Origin of the sequence: Microcystis aeruginosa NIES-843, from assembly GCF_000010625.1 — a bacterium.
In the GTDB taxonomy this organism is placed as follows: Bacteria; Cyanobacteriota; Cyanobacteriia; order Cyanobacteriales; family Microcystaceae; genus Microcystis; species Microcystis aeruginosa.
Window position 1 is genome coordinate 2,488,273 of the sequence record NC_010296.1, and the last position, 16,495, is coordinate 2,504,767.

Annotated in this window: 10 protein-coding genes and 3 pseudogenes; 2 read left to right on the top strand and 11 right to left on the bottom strand. The window is 41.1% G+C overall.

The genetic code is table 11. From position 1 onward, the window contains the following. Positions 1 to 378: 378 nt before the first annotated feature. The 10 genes and pseudogenes from MAE_RS12040 to MAE_RS12080 all read right to left on the bottom strand — a co-directional run bounded on the left by MAE_RS12040 (position 379) and on the right by MAE_RS12080 (position 13,755). Positions 379 to 2,037 (bottom strand): IS1634 family transposase, encoded by a 1,659-nt coding sequence (locus tag MAE_RS12040; RefSeq protein WP_012265817.1) that lies wholly within the window; start codon positions 2,035 to 2,037, stop codon positions 379 to 381. Positions 2,038 to 3,144: 1,107 nt separating this feature from the next. Continuing rightward, positions 3,145 to 3,386 (bottom strand): annotated as a pseudogene (locus MAE_RS29525) (zinc ribbon domain-containing protein); the annotation flags it as partial. A 19-nt stretch (positions 3,387 to 3,405) separates the two neighbouring features. Beyond that, positions 3,406 to 4,674, bottom strand: a complete 1,269-nt coding sequence (locus MAE_RS12045; protein WP_012264345.1) for an IS701-like element ISMae34 family transposase — start codon at positions 4,672 to 4,674, stop codon at positions 3,406 to 3,408. Positions 4,675 to 4,750: 76 nt separating this feature from the next. Continuing rightward, positions 4,751 to 5,413, bottom strand: a pseudogene (locus MAE_RS12050) (RNA-guided endonuclease InsQ/TnpB family protein); the annotation flags it as partial. Between the two features lie 231 nt (positions 5,414 to 5,644). Continuing rightward, positions 5,645 to 5,932 (bottom strand): annotated as a pseudogene (locus tag MAE_RS12055) (helix-turn-helix domain-containing protein); the annotation flags it as partial. Positions 5,933 to 6,043: 111 nt separating this feature from the next. After that, on the bottom strand, positions 6,044 to 9,142 hold the full coding sequence (locus MAE_RS12060) for an efflux RND transporter permease subunit (RefSeq protein WP_012265822.1): 3,099 nt from the start codon (positions 9,140 to 9,142) through the stop codon (positions 6,044 to 6,046). A 298-nt stretch (positions 9,143 to 9,440) separates the two neighbouring features. Beyond that, positions 9,441 to 10,967 carry an efflux RND transporter periplasmic adaptor subunit gene (locus MAE_RS12065; RefSeq protein WP_012265823.1) on the bottom strand — a complete coding sequence of 509 codons (1,527 nt, stop codon included), beginning with the start codon at positions 10,965 to 10,967 and terminating at the stop codon, positions 9,441 to 9,443. Between the two features lie 85 nt (positions 10,968 to 11,052). After that, a complete protein-coding gene (locus MAE_RS12070) occupies positions 11,053 to 12,027 on the bottom strand; it encodes a hypothetical protein (RefSeq protein ID WP_012265824.1) in 975 nt (324 codons plus the stop codon). Between the two features lie 498 nt (positions 12,028 to 12,525). Continuing rightward, entirely contained in the window at positions 12,526 to 13,302 is a 777-nt protein-coding gene (locus MAE_RS12075; RefSeq protein ID WP_012265825.1) for a PEP-CTERM sorting domain-containing protein, read from the bottom strand. A 168-nt stretch (positions 13,303 to 13,470) separates the two neighbouring features. After that, complete coding sequence (locus MAE_RS12080) at positions 13,471 to 13,755, bottom strand: transposase (RefSeq protein ID WP_185237609.1); 285 nt, start codon at positions 13,753 to 13,755, stop codon at positions 13,471 to 13,473. 618 nt (positions 13,756 to 14,373) lie between these two features. Here MAE_RS12080 and MAE_RS12085 point away from each other — a divergent pair. Next, positions 14,374 to 15,276 (top strand): helix-turn-helix domain-containing protein, encoded by a 903-nt coding sequence (locus MAE_RS12085; RefSeq protein WP_012265827.1) that lies wholly within the window; start codon positions 14,374 to 14,376, stop codon positions 15,274 to 15,276. A 100-nt stretch (positions 15,277 to 15,376) separates the two neighbouring features. Here the strand turns inward: MAE_RS12085 and MAE_RS12090 are convergent, their stop codons facing one another. Continuing rightward, positions 15,377 to 15,895, bottom strand: coding sequence for a hypothetical protein (locus MAE_RS12090; RefSeq protein WP_002761905.1), 519 nt, complete (start codon positions 15,893 to 15,895; stop codon positions 15,377 to 15,379). Positions 15,896 to 16,183: 288 nt separating this feature from the next. Here MAE_RS12090 and MAE_RS12095 point away from each other — a divergent pair, with 288 nt between their 5' ends. After that, on the top strand, positions 16,184 to 16,444 hold the full coding sequence (locus MAE_RS12095) for an acyl carrier protein (protein ID WP_012265828.1): 261 nt from the start codon (positions 16,184 to 16,186) through the stop codon (positions 16,442 to 16,444). Positions 16,445 to 16,495 lie beyond the last annotated feature (51 nt).

A 16,495-nucleotide genomic window follows, 5' to 3' on the forward strand; every position in this document is an offset into this window, starting at 1 on the left:
TCGATGATAAGGTGGGGACGGATAAAAGCCAGTTCTAAATCGAGGCCAATGGGGGGGGATATTAGTTATAGTAGCCTAATTAATCGCTAATTGCCAGATAATTTGAGCTTGGGGATGGCAGACATCATTAACCCCACATTCCGCACCCTAAGTGTCACAACGTCTCAAAAGAGGAAGGGGCGCGAGTCAAAATACTTATCTAGAGGAGTGAGTTGGCGGCAAGCTGCCGGCAACTAAGCCGAAAATTTCAGAGTTCCCCCGGTCATTCTCAATAAACAGTGCTTGTTGAGAATGGCTGGGCAATCAGACTTAACATCTAGCGTCGAGATGTTCGAGTAGTGCTTAAGTTTTGTCACCCCTTGAAGTCAATCCATCTGGTCAAGATAAGAGATAATATTCCTGGCAAGGTTTGGGAAAAAATCTCAAAATGTTGCGCCTCTCATCCGTTAAGTTGCTAATCTTTTGATTGTCTTGAATACGTAGGAGATGAATCCCTTGAAAGCACTGAAATATCCAGCGTAACGTCGGTCGGTCAGTTAACTTACCCAACGGATTTTTCAGTCCCGTCTCCTGCTGTTTTAAACTTAAACGAAGTTGTCTTTGACCAATAGTATAAACCAGCAGGCACAAGCCCATGAGCATGGCCATGACCTCGATTCTATGGGGAGATTTGAGAAAGACACTGTGGGCAAAAAAGCAGGGGTCTTTGAGAAAAGAAAATCCTCTTTCCGGAGCTTGTTGCCCTTTATATTTTTTGAGTATATCCTCACTGCTTAATCGTTGTTTCTCCAAATCGTTAGTTGCTAAAACGAATCGTCCTGCTCGTTTCTTTAGCCTCTCAATGGCGGTCAAATTCAACTCTAATTTGGCTTGAACTTGATAGCTTTGAGAGGGTAAATCGTCTTTTGATTTGAGTTTTGACCCCTGGGACTCAGGCGGAATGAGATTGACTTTAATCTCCGTTAACTGATGAGATTTTAAGGAGTCAGATAATCCTTTGGCTATCGCCAACGCCACCGCTCTATTCTCAAATTCTCTTCGGGATAGTTGCCGGATTTTTTCTTGGGCAGAATTCTTTTCCTGCTCGATTTTTTTCTCTAATTTTTTCAAGTCTGATTCTTGTCTAGCTTGACTTTCAACTAGCAACCATCTTTGTTCTATCCCCCCATAGTTAGAGCTTGTTTCCCGCCAGGAATAACCCGGTATTTCTGAATCGGTTAACTCTTTTTCTGAGATGCTATCGACTAACTCTTGAGCCTCTTTAATGCTTAATGGTACTCGAGACAACCAACGCATTTCTTTCATTAGTTTTAAATTCTCTTTGCTATAGAGGGCGCTATCGCCGACTATTAAACTGTCAAAGTCAACTTGTTTTTTAAATTCTCGGGCGATTTGACCAAAAACCGCTTTGTCCGCTTCATTTCCGTCCCCTACTTTCAGGAATAAAGGTACATCTCCATCCCCACTTACGATTAAGTCAATCATAAATTGTTTTAAGTCAGGTCGTCGGTCGCGGGAGTATCCGTAGGTAATTTTTATTGGCTGTTGTCTGGTTTCAATTTCTTCTCCCACTGCTCCTGATTTCAGGATTTCTACTGTTGGGTATTCCTTTTTATATTCTCCTTCTACTGATAGAGAAGTCGAATCTAAATGGGAGTTCTCGGTTGCTACACCAAATTTTTTCACGGCGGCTAAACTGATGAGTAGGAAAATGACCGAAACATTAAGTTGATAAAGTTTGTCCATTACTCGACCAATTTTATCATCATTCAAGTGCTTGGGTTCGATGCCCTCTCCCAGCAGATGTTCGGTTGCTTTATCTTCAAAAAATTGAGGAAATAAATACAAGGCTCGGGAGACAAATCCCAATCCATTCAGGATAATTGCTTTCACGACTTGCCCCGCTGTGACAATTTCTCCTCGCTCAATTGAGACTTGTTCGTTGATAATTTCAACGATTCCTATTTCATCGATAATTCCGGCTACTAATCCCAGATGGTCTAGATTTTTGACTTCAATTTCTGTTGATTGATTCATGGTCGAACAGTCCACTCGCCTCAGTTTTCCAACAATTCCTATTTTTTCATAATTAGGGGTCTCAAGACCCCCCTAGCGGCCACCGAGAAAACCTTCACCAGCTAGGTATTTTTACTCAAGTCTCTGGAGGGGGACAGCTTATGTGACAGTTGAGGGTGCGGAATGTGGGATTAACGAAGGCAGGGGGCGGTCGGCAGGGGGCGGTCGGCCGTTTTTGTAACGGGGATTTATGCCCCGCTCCCAAAACTTTTCGCCTTAAGGCGAGGTTTTAGACCCGATTTTTTCGATAACAGAGTTTACCCACAGATGGTGGAATTAAACCGATGCTCTGGGGTTGACCCTTCGGCTTCGCTCAGGGTCATTGATATTCTGGTCGGATTTCATCCCCCGCAAAGGTGAGTATCTTGTCGAAAAATCTAGCGGGGGCATTCATTCGACATTTTAGGTAGGGCTTGCTGAATAATGGTAAAACCCTTTTAAAATAAGGCTTTTGACCTGTTAAAGTCCGATGTTAGTGCAAGAAAATAGGATTGGGACTTTCAAAAACCTTGCATTATCCTTCTTGTGGTACATCGCTTGGTACAAAAAACAAGGGCAACAAAGCCTGAAACGACCGACTCCTGACTCCTGACTCCTGACTCCTACCCCCAGGAAAAACTTTTTCAGCAGACCCTAGGTAAGATCCGGGGCTGCCCGCGCAGTTAAATTGCTTGTTTAGATGAAACAAGAGGCAACAGTAAAGGGATGGGGAGAGATTCAGCTAATCGGATAGGCGATTAAAATGCCTCTTAGCTTAAAACCCCACACCCGTTCGGACCTCGGCGTGAGACTTCGGTGTGAGACTTCGGCGTGAGCTTTTGTCGAACGCTCAGTAGTTGGCGTTGTCAGATCAGAATATGAAAGATGCAATGCAATCCTTGCTATCAAAGTAATTTCAGTTCCGGTGCTGATTCGGATCATCTTTCAATTTGACAACGCCTTTCCACCTCTTCGACCCCATCTTGCTCCCAAAAATGAGCGGACGATGAGTTAAGACTCTTCCTCACTCTTGATGGCAGGACAAATTGACATCCTCGCCGCCGTAAAACGGACGGCGATTCCCAAACCTCACGATTTGGGTTTCTGCTTGGGGTCCCGAAGGATTTTTCGCACCTGCCTTAACAGATTTACTCTGTTCTGGTCTTATGGTCGCTCTACAGACTGACACCGCAAGCCCTGCGGCCAAAATATTTTTACTGGCGTTAATATCTCGGTCATGGTGAGTCCCACAGTCTGGACAGTCCCATTCTCGAACATTTAACGGCATTTTCAAGGGCAATATACCCGCAATTACTACACCTTTTAGAGCTAGTGGGACTTAAACAAATTTCAAGCCCAAACAAAGCCTAAACTGGCTTTGTAAGCGGCAAACACATCCCGATTCTCGGTCAGCCACTCAAAGAAACGGAAAGACATCGCTGTCCGAAAAGCTTCCAAGGCTTCCACAAAAGTGTTTAAAGGTCGATTCGCCCACTGCCTTTGCAATCCCCCAGTTAACTTATGCCACAGGATAAATGTATAGGCACAAAACACCAGGATAAAATGACGAAGTAAGCTTCGTTTATCCCTGACTTGATATTCCCTTAACCCTAACCATCCTTTGGCTTCTCGGTAGAATACTTCCACCCAATTTCTTTCGGTGTAAGTCCTCACTATCCACGAAGCTGTTACTGTATCTGCCTCAACTACATTGGTGATGAAATAGTCCACCTCTGTGGCTTTTTCCATTGAACTTGCATTCATGACGATCGCCAAGTTCCTTTCTCCTTCTAGTTGAGATATTTTCGCTCTGAATACCGCTACCCAAACCGTTTTTTCTTTATCTAGATTTAGGGTGATTTTCTCCCAATCCTTTTCTGATAGGCTTTTTGCTAGTTGCTCAAGCTGGATTGTTTCTTCCACACCCCCTTCTTTTTCAATAATTACTTTTCGATTTTTTGCCAATCCTCCTAAGTATTTTAGCTTTCTTTCTTCCAGGGCTTTGAGAAAATTTGTGTTGTTGCCATAACCAGCATCTATTAAGACGATTTTCGGTCGATAGCCTCTGGTTAAGCTCCGGTCAATTAAATCTATCGCTATCTCTGGTTTCTTCTTAAATTCTTTGTCTTCTTTCCCCTCGGCTAAGGAACTAGCCGGTTGATAAATTTCAATGTCTAGGGGGACACTTTTTTTGCCGTCGTAGAGATGGGTAGTGACGGCGACTATTCCGTTGTCTGTCTTGCCAATTTCTCCTAGGTACTGCCTGCCAACTCCGGCGGTCAGATTGCCACTTTTTCGATGTCCTGAGTCATCGACAATCAGGGAAAATCCTCGGGGGATTTGCGTCTGGCGGCATTGGTTCATCACTTGCAACCGACATTCATTCACCTGACGGTCTGACCAGGGAGATTCGGTCAAAAAGTGATGTAATCGGTTATAAACTACTCCGACGGCATTATTGGCCATTTGAGTGAGGTTTTTCCTCTCACTTTCCCCTAATAATCCTCCTAAATATTGTCTGAAGCCGTTTTTTTGCGCTTCGTTTTTGAAGCAATTGTCAAACCGCCGACACCATCGGTCAAAGCATGGGGGCATCGCGGCTGGGGTTGTCTCTTTCATCGCTGATCTTTCAACGTAAAGTGCTTACTCTTTAACGATTATACTCGATTTGATCTTTATTTGGCGTTTAAGTCCCACTAGGAAACCATCTATCTATTTCGATGTAATTTCTCCCATACCAACGGCATTTATAGGCTAATTGTCGGGTTATTTCTCCCCAGCTTACATCAGATATTGCCTGAGATAATTTCGGGTTTTTGACCATATTCTTCACGGCTAAATTCTCAACCACAATCGTTTGGTTTTCACGAACTAATTGAGTGGTTAGCTTATGTAAATGGTCTTTTCTGCTATCGGTGATTTGAGCGTGAATCTTGGCTACTTTGATTCTCGCTTTTTCTCGATTCTTTGAGCCTTTCTGTTTTCGAGAAAGATTTTTCGATGCTCTTCGCAGTCTCCGATAATGCTTTTTAAAATGCTTGGGATTAGACACTTTATCGCCATCGCTGGTAATCACGAGGCTACTAATTCCTAAGTCAATTCCGATGGCTTTATCGGTTGGGGGTAATGGCTTAATCGTTGGGTCATCAAATCTTATTGAAATATGCCAACGTCCTGAGGGATGTAATCTGACTGTTACTGTACTTGGTTCACATCCGTCTGGTATTTGTCTTGACCATCGAATAGGTAAAGGTTCTGTGCATTTAGCTAAATAGATTTGTCTGTCTTTGAATTTAAAAGCAGATTTGGTAAATTCGGCACTTCCTCCCTGATGTTTTTTCTTAAAGTTAGGATACTTAGGGCTTGCTGAATAATGGTAAAACCCTTTTAAAATAAGGCTTTTGACCTGTTAAAGTCCGATGTTAGTGCAAGAAAATAGGATTGGGACTTTCAAAAACCTTGCATTATCCTTCTTGTGGTACATCGCTTGGTACAAAAAACAAGGGCAACAAAGCCTGAAACGACCGACTCCTGACTCCTGACTCCTGACTCCTACCCCCAGGAAAAACTTTTTCAGCAGACCCTACTTAGTACGACCAGCAAAGAAATTAGTGAAAGCTGTTTGTAGGTGTCTTAACCCTTGTGGTAAAGGTACACAGCTAACTTCGTTTAAAAAGTCTAATTCTTCTTGTTTTTTCCAATCGGTCAACATTGAAGAAGTTTGAGCGTAGCCTACTCTTTCTTGTCTTTCATACCAAGCTTGTGTTCGTTCGTGGAGAGCTTTATTGTAAACCAATCTTACACAGCCCAAAGTGCGCCGCAATAGCGACTCTTGTTCGGGTGTGGGGTAAAATCGAAACGAATAGGCTTTTTCCATGTCTCACATTCTAGCATATATTTCGTAAATGTTCTAATATTTAACAGTAAAGCCGTCGTAGAACGACGGGGTTTCAGACCCAAATTTTCGATGACTGCGATAATCATACCGTTACTGCGGTTTAGCACTCTGTGCAAGATTTTTACGACATAAGAGTACATATACGGAAGGAACAAAATATAACGCTATTAAAGTGGCGCCACCTAACCCACCAACAATACTAATCGCAAGAGGTGGCCAAAAACCACTGGGATCAAATAATAAAGGGATAAACCCGATAATCGTGGTTAAGGTGGTTGCTACCACATGACGAGTAGCTCGCATAACCACATTTCGAGTTGCTCGACGTGAACCAAGGCTGGCTTGAGCATCATGACGCAAAGCGTCAAGAATTACGATTGAATCATTAACACAGATTCCTAACAGTCCAATGATCCCTAAAATCGCTGTAAACCCAAAAGGATAATTAAACAAGGCCAATGATCCTAAGCCTAGTCCTAAAGATAAAATGGCAACTATGATAATAATACTAGCCATACGGAAAGAATTAAAAGTGAGGACTAAACTGGCCACCATAACGATCGCTAAAACCCCAAGAGTTGCAATCAAATTACTTAAAGCATCCTGACGTTCTCCTTGTTCTCCGCCAAAATCCCATGAATAACCATAGGGTAACTGAAAATTACTCATTTCTAATCGTTTTTCAAACTCAGAGAGTACTTGTTCCGGTAATACACCAGCCGGAATAAAACCCTGTATGGTATTCATCCTTTGGCCATTACGACGTGAAATAGCAACAATATCGGGGACAATTTCCACATTTCCCACCGCTGATAAGGGAACAATTGTCGATGAAGTTGCAGAATTTCCTGAAGATAAGAGGTTTAATGAGCTAATTTCAGCTAGATTGCTCCGTTGACTATTAGAAGTCCGAACTCTCACAGGTAGTTCTTTTGTTCCTTCTAAAATCGAGCCTCCGACTGTTCCCTCTAAACTGGTGTCTAATTGACGAGCAACGGCTCTTTTATCTAACCCTGCTAAACGTAGCTTTTCTTCATTAAGATTGACAGCTAATTTGGGCAAACTTTCGCTTAAAGTGGCGCGAGTATGGATAATATCAGGGGTTTTAGCTAATTCGGCGCGAACTTGATCGCCTAAAGCCTGTAATTGGGCTAAATCTGACCCATATAAGCGTAATTCAATCGGTGCATCAAAAGGAGGACCCTGTTCTAATTGTCGGACAATAATTTGCGCTTGGGGAAAGGCTTGATCTAATTCTTGCTGTAAGGTGCGAATTAACGCACCCGACTTGACGTTTTTCTGAAGTTGAACAATTCCTTGAGCATAATTAGGAGATTGTTCTCGATTTTGTAAGACATTGTAGTAAAAAGAGGGCGCACTTTTCCCAATAAACCATTGAACGTCTTGAATTTCAGGATGCTGTAAGATTAACTTTCGGGCTTGCATCACTTGAGACTGGGTTTCGGGTAAAGACACACTGATGGGTAATTCAAAGGTTAAATGAAATTGTTCGCGATCGGTGGGGGGGAAAAACTGTTGTTGTAGGGTAGGAAAGCTAATAAAACCCCATAAGGGAAGAATAAGAATAAGGGCGATCGCTAATAAGGGACGTTGAAAAGTGCGATCTAAACTCCACTTATAAAGATAGGTTAAACGAGAATGGGTAAATCCGCTTTGCCACCAATATCCATTTGTGGGGGTTGGTTGCCAATGATGTAATCTTCCCGCTAAGGCGGGAATCACGGTGACAGATAGAATAAACGAGCTAATTAGGGCTAAAATTACGGTTACTCCAATCGTTCCGGTAAATTCTCCAGTTGCTCCTGAAGCGGTAGCAATGGGCAAAAAAGCGATAACACTGGTAAAGGTAGAAGCGAGTAAGGGAATAAAAATATGATGTACGGTAGTAGCAACGGCTTTGAGCGGTGATATACCTTCTTCTTCTTTTAAAGCCATTTGCACCTCATCAACCACAATAATCGCATTATCAATTAATAATCCCAAAGCAATGATTAGTCCTGTTACCGAAATTTGATGTAGGGGAATGCCTAACACCTTCATACTGCCAAAAACCATCAAAACTGATAAAGGAAGTGATGTTCCCACGATTAAAGATGATTTCCAGCCCATGATCACAAAGGTGATCCCAAAAACTAAGACAGCACCCATGATCAGGTTTGATAAAACCGAGTCTAGTTGTTGCTGCACATAACGACTTTGATTAAAGATAATGTGTAGGCCAATTCCTTGAGGAAGGTTTTTTTCAAATCTTTCTAACTTAGCCTTGGCGACTGTCATCCAAGAATCTAAGCGTCTATCAGATTCCACAAAAGCAGCAATTGCGATCGCCCGTTTTCCCTTAATCATCGCGACTTCTCTGGGGGGATCTTCAATTCCTTTACTAATATTTGCAATATCACCTAATCGCACTACTTGACTAGACGAACCTGATTTAATTGATAAACGATTTAAACGGTCTAAAGAATCTAATTCTCCTTCAATTTCCAGCAATAAGCTACTTTGTTCGCTTCGTAATTGGCCGGCAGCAACTTTGGCATCACTTTCTAAGATTTGTTGAGATAGGGACTGTATGGTTAATCCTAAATGGGTTAATTGTTGGGGAGAAACTTCAACTCGAATTTCCTCCGTAGGATTGCCAAATAATTCAACTTTTTCTGTTCCTTCAATTAACCGTAAATCATCTTCTAATTCTTGCGCCCAACGGCTCAAAATGCCATAATTCGGAGGGCTTGATAATTGCCAAGTTAAAGCAACAATTAAGGCGTTGGCTTTCGGTTTTGATTCTTCAAATTCAGGGAGAGAAGTTCCCGATGGTAATTGAGAAACAGCATCATTGACTTTATCACGAATTTGTGACCAAACGGGATCAACATCGGTAATTTGGTCATTTAATTCAATGGTAATGCTGGAGAAGCCAAGCTGAGAGGTAGAATCAATATTTTTAATTTCTTCGACTTCTAGTAAAGCTTGTTCTAATTTATCAGTAACTAGCGTTTCTACTCGTTCAGGGGTTGCGCCAGGAAATTGGGTGTTAATGACCGCAAAACGAGGGGTTAATTCGGGATCTTCCATACGAGGTAAACTGAAAAAGGAAGATAAGCCCCAAACTGCGATCGCTAAAATAGTTAAAACTAATAATCGGACGTTTTTATAAAAGATAGAAGACATAGGAGAATGATGAATTAAGAATTGAGAATTATGAAGTTCGGGGGAGAAAGTAATAAGTAGGGAGGCACAATTATTTGTAGGATGGGTTAGCGGTAGCTTAACATAATCGGGGGTTGGGTTTCATGCTTCAACCGTTCGGCTGATCTCACGGCCGAAGCCCAACCTACGTTCATCTTATATTTAATTCCACCCACCCACTTAAGTAATAAGTAATAAGTAATAGGTGTTCAGCTTTTCATTGATAACTGCTCACTGTTTACTGTTCACTGTTCACTGTTAACTGATAACTGCTCACTGTTTACTGTTTACTGATTTTTACCTTTTGCCCCGAAATAATGCGATTTGTGCCATTACTAATCACTTTTTCGGTTCCGTCTAATGTTCCTCGCACGAGAACTCGCTCCCCATCGGTGTATAAAACCTCCACATCCCGACGTTCTACGACAAATCCTTGGGCTGCATTCCCATCTCCTAGGACATAAATCGACCATAATCCTCGAATTCCCTTAACAAGAGCGGTACTAGGTAGCCAATAACCCGAAGTATTAATGTTTTGTTGCCATTTCCAGGTGACAATTTGTCCAGTGGTTAGCAGCGGTGAGGTAGCCTCGCCGCTACTTCCTGCTCCTTTAACTTGAAAAACCACCGTCACGGTACGACTAGCAGCATCTAGTTCAGGTAAAATTGCCTTAACGGTCGCTGAATAAGATTTTTGGTCAATTTTTAGGGTTTGTGATTGTCCGATCTTAATCTCAGAAGTCAGGGACGTAGGAACACCAATATGGGCTTTAACGCCGTCTAATTGCACCAAACGCACCACCCCTTGACCCGCTTGTACCGCCGTTCCTTGATCGAGATAACGTTTTTGAATTTTGCCCGAAAAAGGGGCTTTAAGAACGGTCTTTTCTAAATCAAGTTCAATACTAGCTAAACGACTATCTAGCTGTTTAATAGCTGCTTTTTGGGCTTCAATCACTTCCCTGCGAGTCCCTGCTAACAACTCATCCAGTTGACTTTGAGCCTGTTTAACCCTTGCTTGCTGTTGAGTTAAGATTTCAGGGCGTGTTCCTGCTAATAGCTCATCTAATTGGCTCTGGGCTTCATTAACCCTTGCCTGTTGACTATCCATATCTGTGACGACTTCGTCAAACTGTTCAAGAGAAATAGCCCCTTGCGTATAAAGATTCTGTCGTCGCTCCCGTTTACTACGAGCCAAAGCTAATTGTGCTTGGAGGGTTTTCAAACGCGCTTGGGCTGCCGCAATGGTTTCAGTGCGAGGTCCCACTTCCATCTCTTGTAGTTGAGCTTTTTCTTGAGCCAAATTTGCTTGGGCTGCGGCAATGGTTTCAGCACGAGAACCCGCCTCCATTTCTTTTAATTGTGCTAAAGCCTGTTGTTTTTGGGCTAATAAGTCTTGTGTTTGGGCGATTAATTGACGGTCATCTAAACGAGCAAGGGGCGTTCCTTGATTCACCCATTGTCCTTCTGTCACCAGCAGTTGAGTCATTGTTCCTCCTCGTTCAAACCCTAAATCACTGGTGTTTTGAGCGACAATTTCCCCAGTGTAAGTTCGAGACTGTTGATAAGCATTGACCTGTACTAGCTGGTCGATTTCAACGGGGAGAAAATGTTCATTTTCAGCAACAGAAGGGGCGATTGGTTGAGTTGGTTGACTGATTGACCCAATCCCATAACCGACTCCTAACAATAAAAGTCCCCCAAGATACCATCGCCGAGCCCCTTGGAAACGGCGTTTTGAGTGTTTTTGAGGTTCAGAAGAGGTGGCAGTGATTTTTAGGGGATCTTCCGACATAGGGGGTGACATAGGATGGCTATCTGGCATAAGTCTATTCATTAAAGAATTTAACGTGAAGACGGGGATGGGTCTCAGCTTATCTACAACTGCTGTCTTATTCTTTCCGAATTTTATTTTTCAAACGACACCCCACGGCAATAATGCCTAAACTCATTAAGCCAAGGGTAACAGAGGGGTCGGGAGTCGAAACAATTCTCAGTTGCAGGGGAAATTGAATAGAAACCACGGGATTTAATGGGCCAATTGAGGGATCGATAAAAACGTCATCTGGGACAACGGCGGCATCTTCACTGACTAATTGTACTTTATTAGAACCCACATCGGCTAAGAAAGCATTGGCTAATCCGTCAAATTCTCCGAGCAGGCCAGCTACCTTAGAAACACTAAAGGGATCACTAATAATCGCTTCAGAGTCATCATCAGGAGCGGTGGTTGCACCATATTCTAAGAATGAATAAATATCGCTATAACCAAAGCTAAGAATTTTAGTGTTGTCCAACAATAAAAAGCTTTCCACTTCCTTAGAATTAGCGGCATAAATGCGTTCTTCTAGAGAAGACGTAGGAGAGGAAAAATAGTTCTCTCCATTAATATCATTTCCTAAATTCCAACTCTTGGTAAAATCCCCGTTTTTAGGACCAAAACTAAACCCAATACGATCGACATTAATACTGTTATTGGTGAGGAAAGTCGCAAAGTTAGAAAATCCTGTAATATTATTTAACAATGTGGCGGATCGGGTTGCTCCTAAAGGATTAACCAAATTTTCGGGACTAAAATCAATCCCCGCAGCATAATAGGGGGCTGGATTTCCGGGTGAATTTAAAGCGGTTTCAGTGTGACCGGCGCCATAGCCCACAAATCCTTGAGGAGTCGGGTCTGTTCGTTTTCCAAATAACCGCAAACAGTTATTAGAAGCAATAGGCCGAGTTGCAATAAATTGGATGGAACTAAAATCAAATAAATCACCTGTTTCACAACTAGCAGCACGAGTGGGAAGGGGAGCTAATAAAGTGGCTGTTCCAGCGGTAGTTAGCCCAAGCAATAAAGCAAAATGACGCATAGACATGAGTTTTTTCCTAATTCAAAATAGAGAGATTCTGAAAAACCTTTTGTGGTTTTTGCTGATCAGCATACTTCTAAATTGCTGAAGATTAGAGATTTAGATAGATTAATTTTAGATTTGATGATTAAGTTTTTTTAAGTTCAATCTATCTAGACATCATCTAAGTAGGGAGGCACAATTATTTGTAGGATGGGTTAGCGGTAGCGTAACATAATCGGGCGTTGGGTTTCATGCTTCAACCCAACCTACGTTCATCTTATATTTAATTCCACCCACCCACTTATATCTAGTTTAAAATAGGAAAGTCCTCAGCAAAATGGAGAATCTTTGGCACAATTTGTCAATTCTTTGTTTTTGTTGAGGAGTCTAGTTAAATGATTTAGTAAAAAATTATAGCGTTTCCCAATCTCATGAGGTACATTAAAATCTTAACTCCTGGCTCCTGAATTCTCAAAACCTAAGACTTTGCACCTCACAACTATGGGAATTGCTATAGTAGTTTTATTTAATACATAAAAATTTAGAATAACCTGCAGCTAATACAACCATTAATAATCCTAATATACTGCTTGGTTCAGGGACACTTTGAGTCGATAAAGGCACAAATGAACGATCTGCTCTACCGATAGCAATTTGTAGCCCTTCCACCGATTGAGTCGCTCCAGCTTTTACTAAAAAATCACTAAATTCTTTAGTGAAAAGAAAAGGAACAGGTTCCAGTGACCAAGTATTATTATTGAGGTCAACATTAGGTAATCCGGGTTCGATCGGACTGAGAACTTTAAGACCTGTATTGAGCGTATCGGTTATAAAAACCAAAAAGGGTAAGGGAATATCTGGATTAGTGTTTGTTTGGAAGGATGCGGAAAAATTTCCTATTTCTAAAACCGAGGGAAGACTCAACTTATTTTGATCAACGTTAAAAAATATACTTCCCGTAAATTCAGTTGTTCCACTAATCACTTCATAATTGCCTGTTTCTTGATCGTAACTAAATACCCAGTCAGTTCCTCGTATATTGGGATCAGAACTAGGAGGAAGAATATTAAAAGCATAATCGTATCCCTGTGCGGGAGTATCAGTATTCTCAACCGATGCCAAAGATAAACCAATACTTTCTAAGACGGCTAATCCATCGGGATCAAAGCTAAGACTTTCTTTTCCACCTGTTTCGATATAAATGACAGGTTCAGCTTGTACGGAAGGAGACGGTAGCATGACTGTGCTGATCATTGTCAGTCCGAGTCCGAGTAATAAAGCAAAATGACGCATAGACATGAGTTTTTTCCTAATTCAAAATAGAGAGATTCTGAAAAACCTTTTGTGGTTTTTGCTGCTCAGCATATTTCTAAATTGCTGAAGATTAGAGATTTAGATAGATTAATTTTAGATTTGATGATTAAGTTTTTTTAAGTTCAATCTATCTAGACATCATCTATATCTAGTTTAAAATAGGAAAGTCCTCAGCAAAATGGAGAATCTTTGGCAGAAGACGACTTTGACTGCGATTAACAGCCCGAAGGTATCGACTAATGTGAATCTCTTTCTTCCTTTAATCCGTTTCCCCGCATCATAACCCACCTCTTGATTAATCATCGTGGCGGTTTTGACCGATTGGCTGTCTAAAACTCCCGCGCTCGCCGCCGTTAGATGACCTTCCATCGTCCTGACGTAATCCCGGAGACAGTTATGGATTTTCAGCCATGTTCCGTCTTGAGTCCACTTTCTCAAGTAGTAGTAAGCTAAGACGCATCTTAACCGCCTATCCTTAGATTAGCTAAATCTCCCCTAATCCCTTTACTTTTGCCTCTTGCAAGAGTGCAAGAGTGCAAGAGTGCCTCATCTCAACAAGCAATTTAAATGCGCGGGCAGCTTATACTGTCCCGTCAGGCGGGTAGTCCTGGGGCAGCCACCGCCACGCGCATTACCTACAGAGGACGTAAAATAGGGCGTTGATGACACCGATGCAAAAGTTAGTTCGGGTCTAGGTTTTAAGAAATTCCGCCCAAGAAGATTCATATCTCAAATCAGCAACGCCTTGCATGACTACTTACTATAATTTGAAGTGCGGAATGTGGGTTTTAAAAATTTGCGGAAAGACGCATCTCCGCTTGTAGATCAAAGACAAGCTCAATACAACACTTTCCGAGACGGAACATCCCATGCAATCACCGAAAGGCTTACTGTATAAGCACTTCAACCCTAGTAGTTGTACTTGAGCGATCAGCCAAGTGCTGTAATTTCCTTATCAAGAATTAAGAAGATCAGGAAATCAGTTTTGTCTGTGATGGAGTGAAAACCATCTTTTGTCAAAAAATTATCTATTTTGAAAATTATAGGAACAGTCTCATGCTTTTAACTCCAAACTGTAACCCTCTTAACTCCCTTAACTTCTCTCATTCTACGACTAACTTTCTTAATTCCGTCCCTCAGCAAGAAATAGCTGAATCCATATCTGTTATTCAATATTTAATCAATCAAATCCCTGAATCTGTATTGTGGATCGATTCCCAAGGACGGATTAAGCATTACAATGATGCGGCTTGTGCTTTATTGGGACATTCCAGAGAACAGTTATCTAATTTGACTATAGAAGAAGCTGCTCAAGATTTTTTAAACTCAGATTGGTCCAGATACTGGAAATTAATTCAACGTCGAGGTTTTGGACGTTTGATCACACACCATCCTTATTATGAGGATCATCAATCCCTCGATATTACGGTTAACTTTCTCAAATATGGAGATCAGGATTATATAAGCATAGTAGCTCGTTCTTTAAATTTTCTAGAATCTGAAAAAGATGGCTACGCTTGCAGAATTCATCCTTCTGTTAACTCAAAACAAGCTCCTCAATCGTTGATACAGCGTTCTTCTAACCCTCAACCGAATTTCTTTGATTCTTTGGCTTCTTTCTACCCTGATAGTTCTCAATTAAAACCAGTTTTTGAGTTTATTGAGGCAAATTATAGTCAACCCATTACCCTCAATGATGTGGCTGGATCGGCTGGTTATTCTCCTGCTTATTTAACCAATTTAGTTAAGCGTCGCACCGGCAAAACGATTATTCATTGGATTGTGGAACGAAGAATGCTAGAAGCCCAATCCTTGTTACTGAAAACCCATGAGTCAATTACCAAAATTGCCGCCACCGTTGGGTTTACTGACCCCTATTATTTTTCCCGTCGCTTTAGTCAGTTACATAAAGTATCTCCTAAACGTTGGCGAGAAAAATATCAAACTCAAGTAGCTTAAATGATGGCTGAGTTTTAGGTTTTAGGTTCTAAGTATTTAAACTTTACACCTTACATAATCATGATTGAGGTGGGCAATGCCCACCTTAGTAGTGCTTAAATTATCCCTGTTTGATGGCAGAAAGATAAGGAGATTGACGAGAGAGTGAAAGGGTAATACCTAGTTGGGATAAATCAACCATTTTATCTTTTAGGATAAACCCTAAGCCATATTTTTCTACCACAGGAAGCGGTAATTTGGCGGCATGACTATAAACCACTCTAACGGTATCTTTGCTTCCTTTATTGGGTAAATTATTAGGTTTTTTTTGAACAGATTCACCTAAAAACTGGAGAGAGCTACAGGTTTTATTTGCTTGTTGGGCAATGTGGAGAAATTCAGAAATTGCTTGCTCTAATTCCTGTGTCAAGGCATTAATCTTCTCACCAACTTCCAACAGTTGATACTCCTGTTTAGATAACAGTTTTTCTAGCTTATCTTGCAGTTCTGTTTCAAGCTGTACAACGGCTGAAGTTAATAATTCTTGGAGCATTTGCGGAGATTTATGAGCGGTTTCAATCGGTTGAGTAGTGGAATAAATCTCTGTAACAGATGGGTTAAGAACATGAGTCTCTATCATAATTTTTACCTAGTAACTAGCAACTTAACTTTGTTACCTTTTATTGTAAGAAAAAAGGAGTTGAAATTTAATGGATAATATTTTGTATTGTCTGCTAGGTTTTTCGATTATATTTATATGGTAAAAATGTACTAAATTTGGCCATAAAAAATAGGAATAAAAAAAATCCAGTTTTGGCGAAAAATAAAACATGGCTGATCAATGGGTAGAGGAATAAACTAGGAATATAAGTTAAGCAATCTTAGGTTGCTACAACACTTTTTTCACGTTAAAGGAACTTAACCCATGATGACAACTGTTCAATCTCCTTGTACCGTTGAAGACATTCAAAACTGGCTCGTTGATCAGTTTGCTCAACAACTCGATGTTGACCTTGATGACATTGATATTGAAGAACCTTTTGATAATTATGAACTCGACTCACGAAAAGCGTTAGTTTTATTAGGACGCTTAGAAAAATGGCTCGGAAAGGAATTAAATCCTGTGGTCATTTTTAACTATCCCACCATTGCTGAATTAGCAACCCGATTAGGGGAATTATATCTTTAACTTTTTCTTGTATTCTTTCTTATTCACTCTATTCCTCATCACATTTTAGGA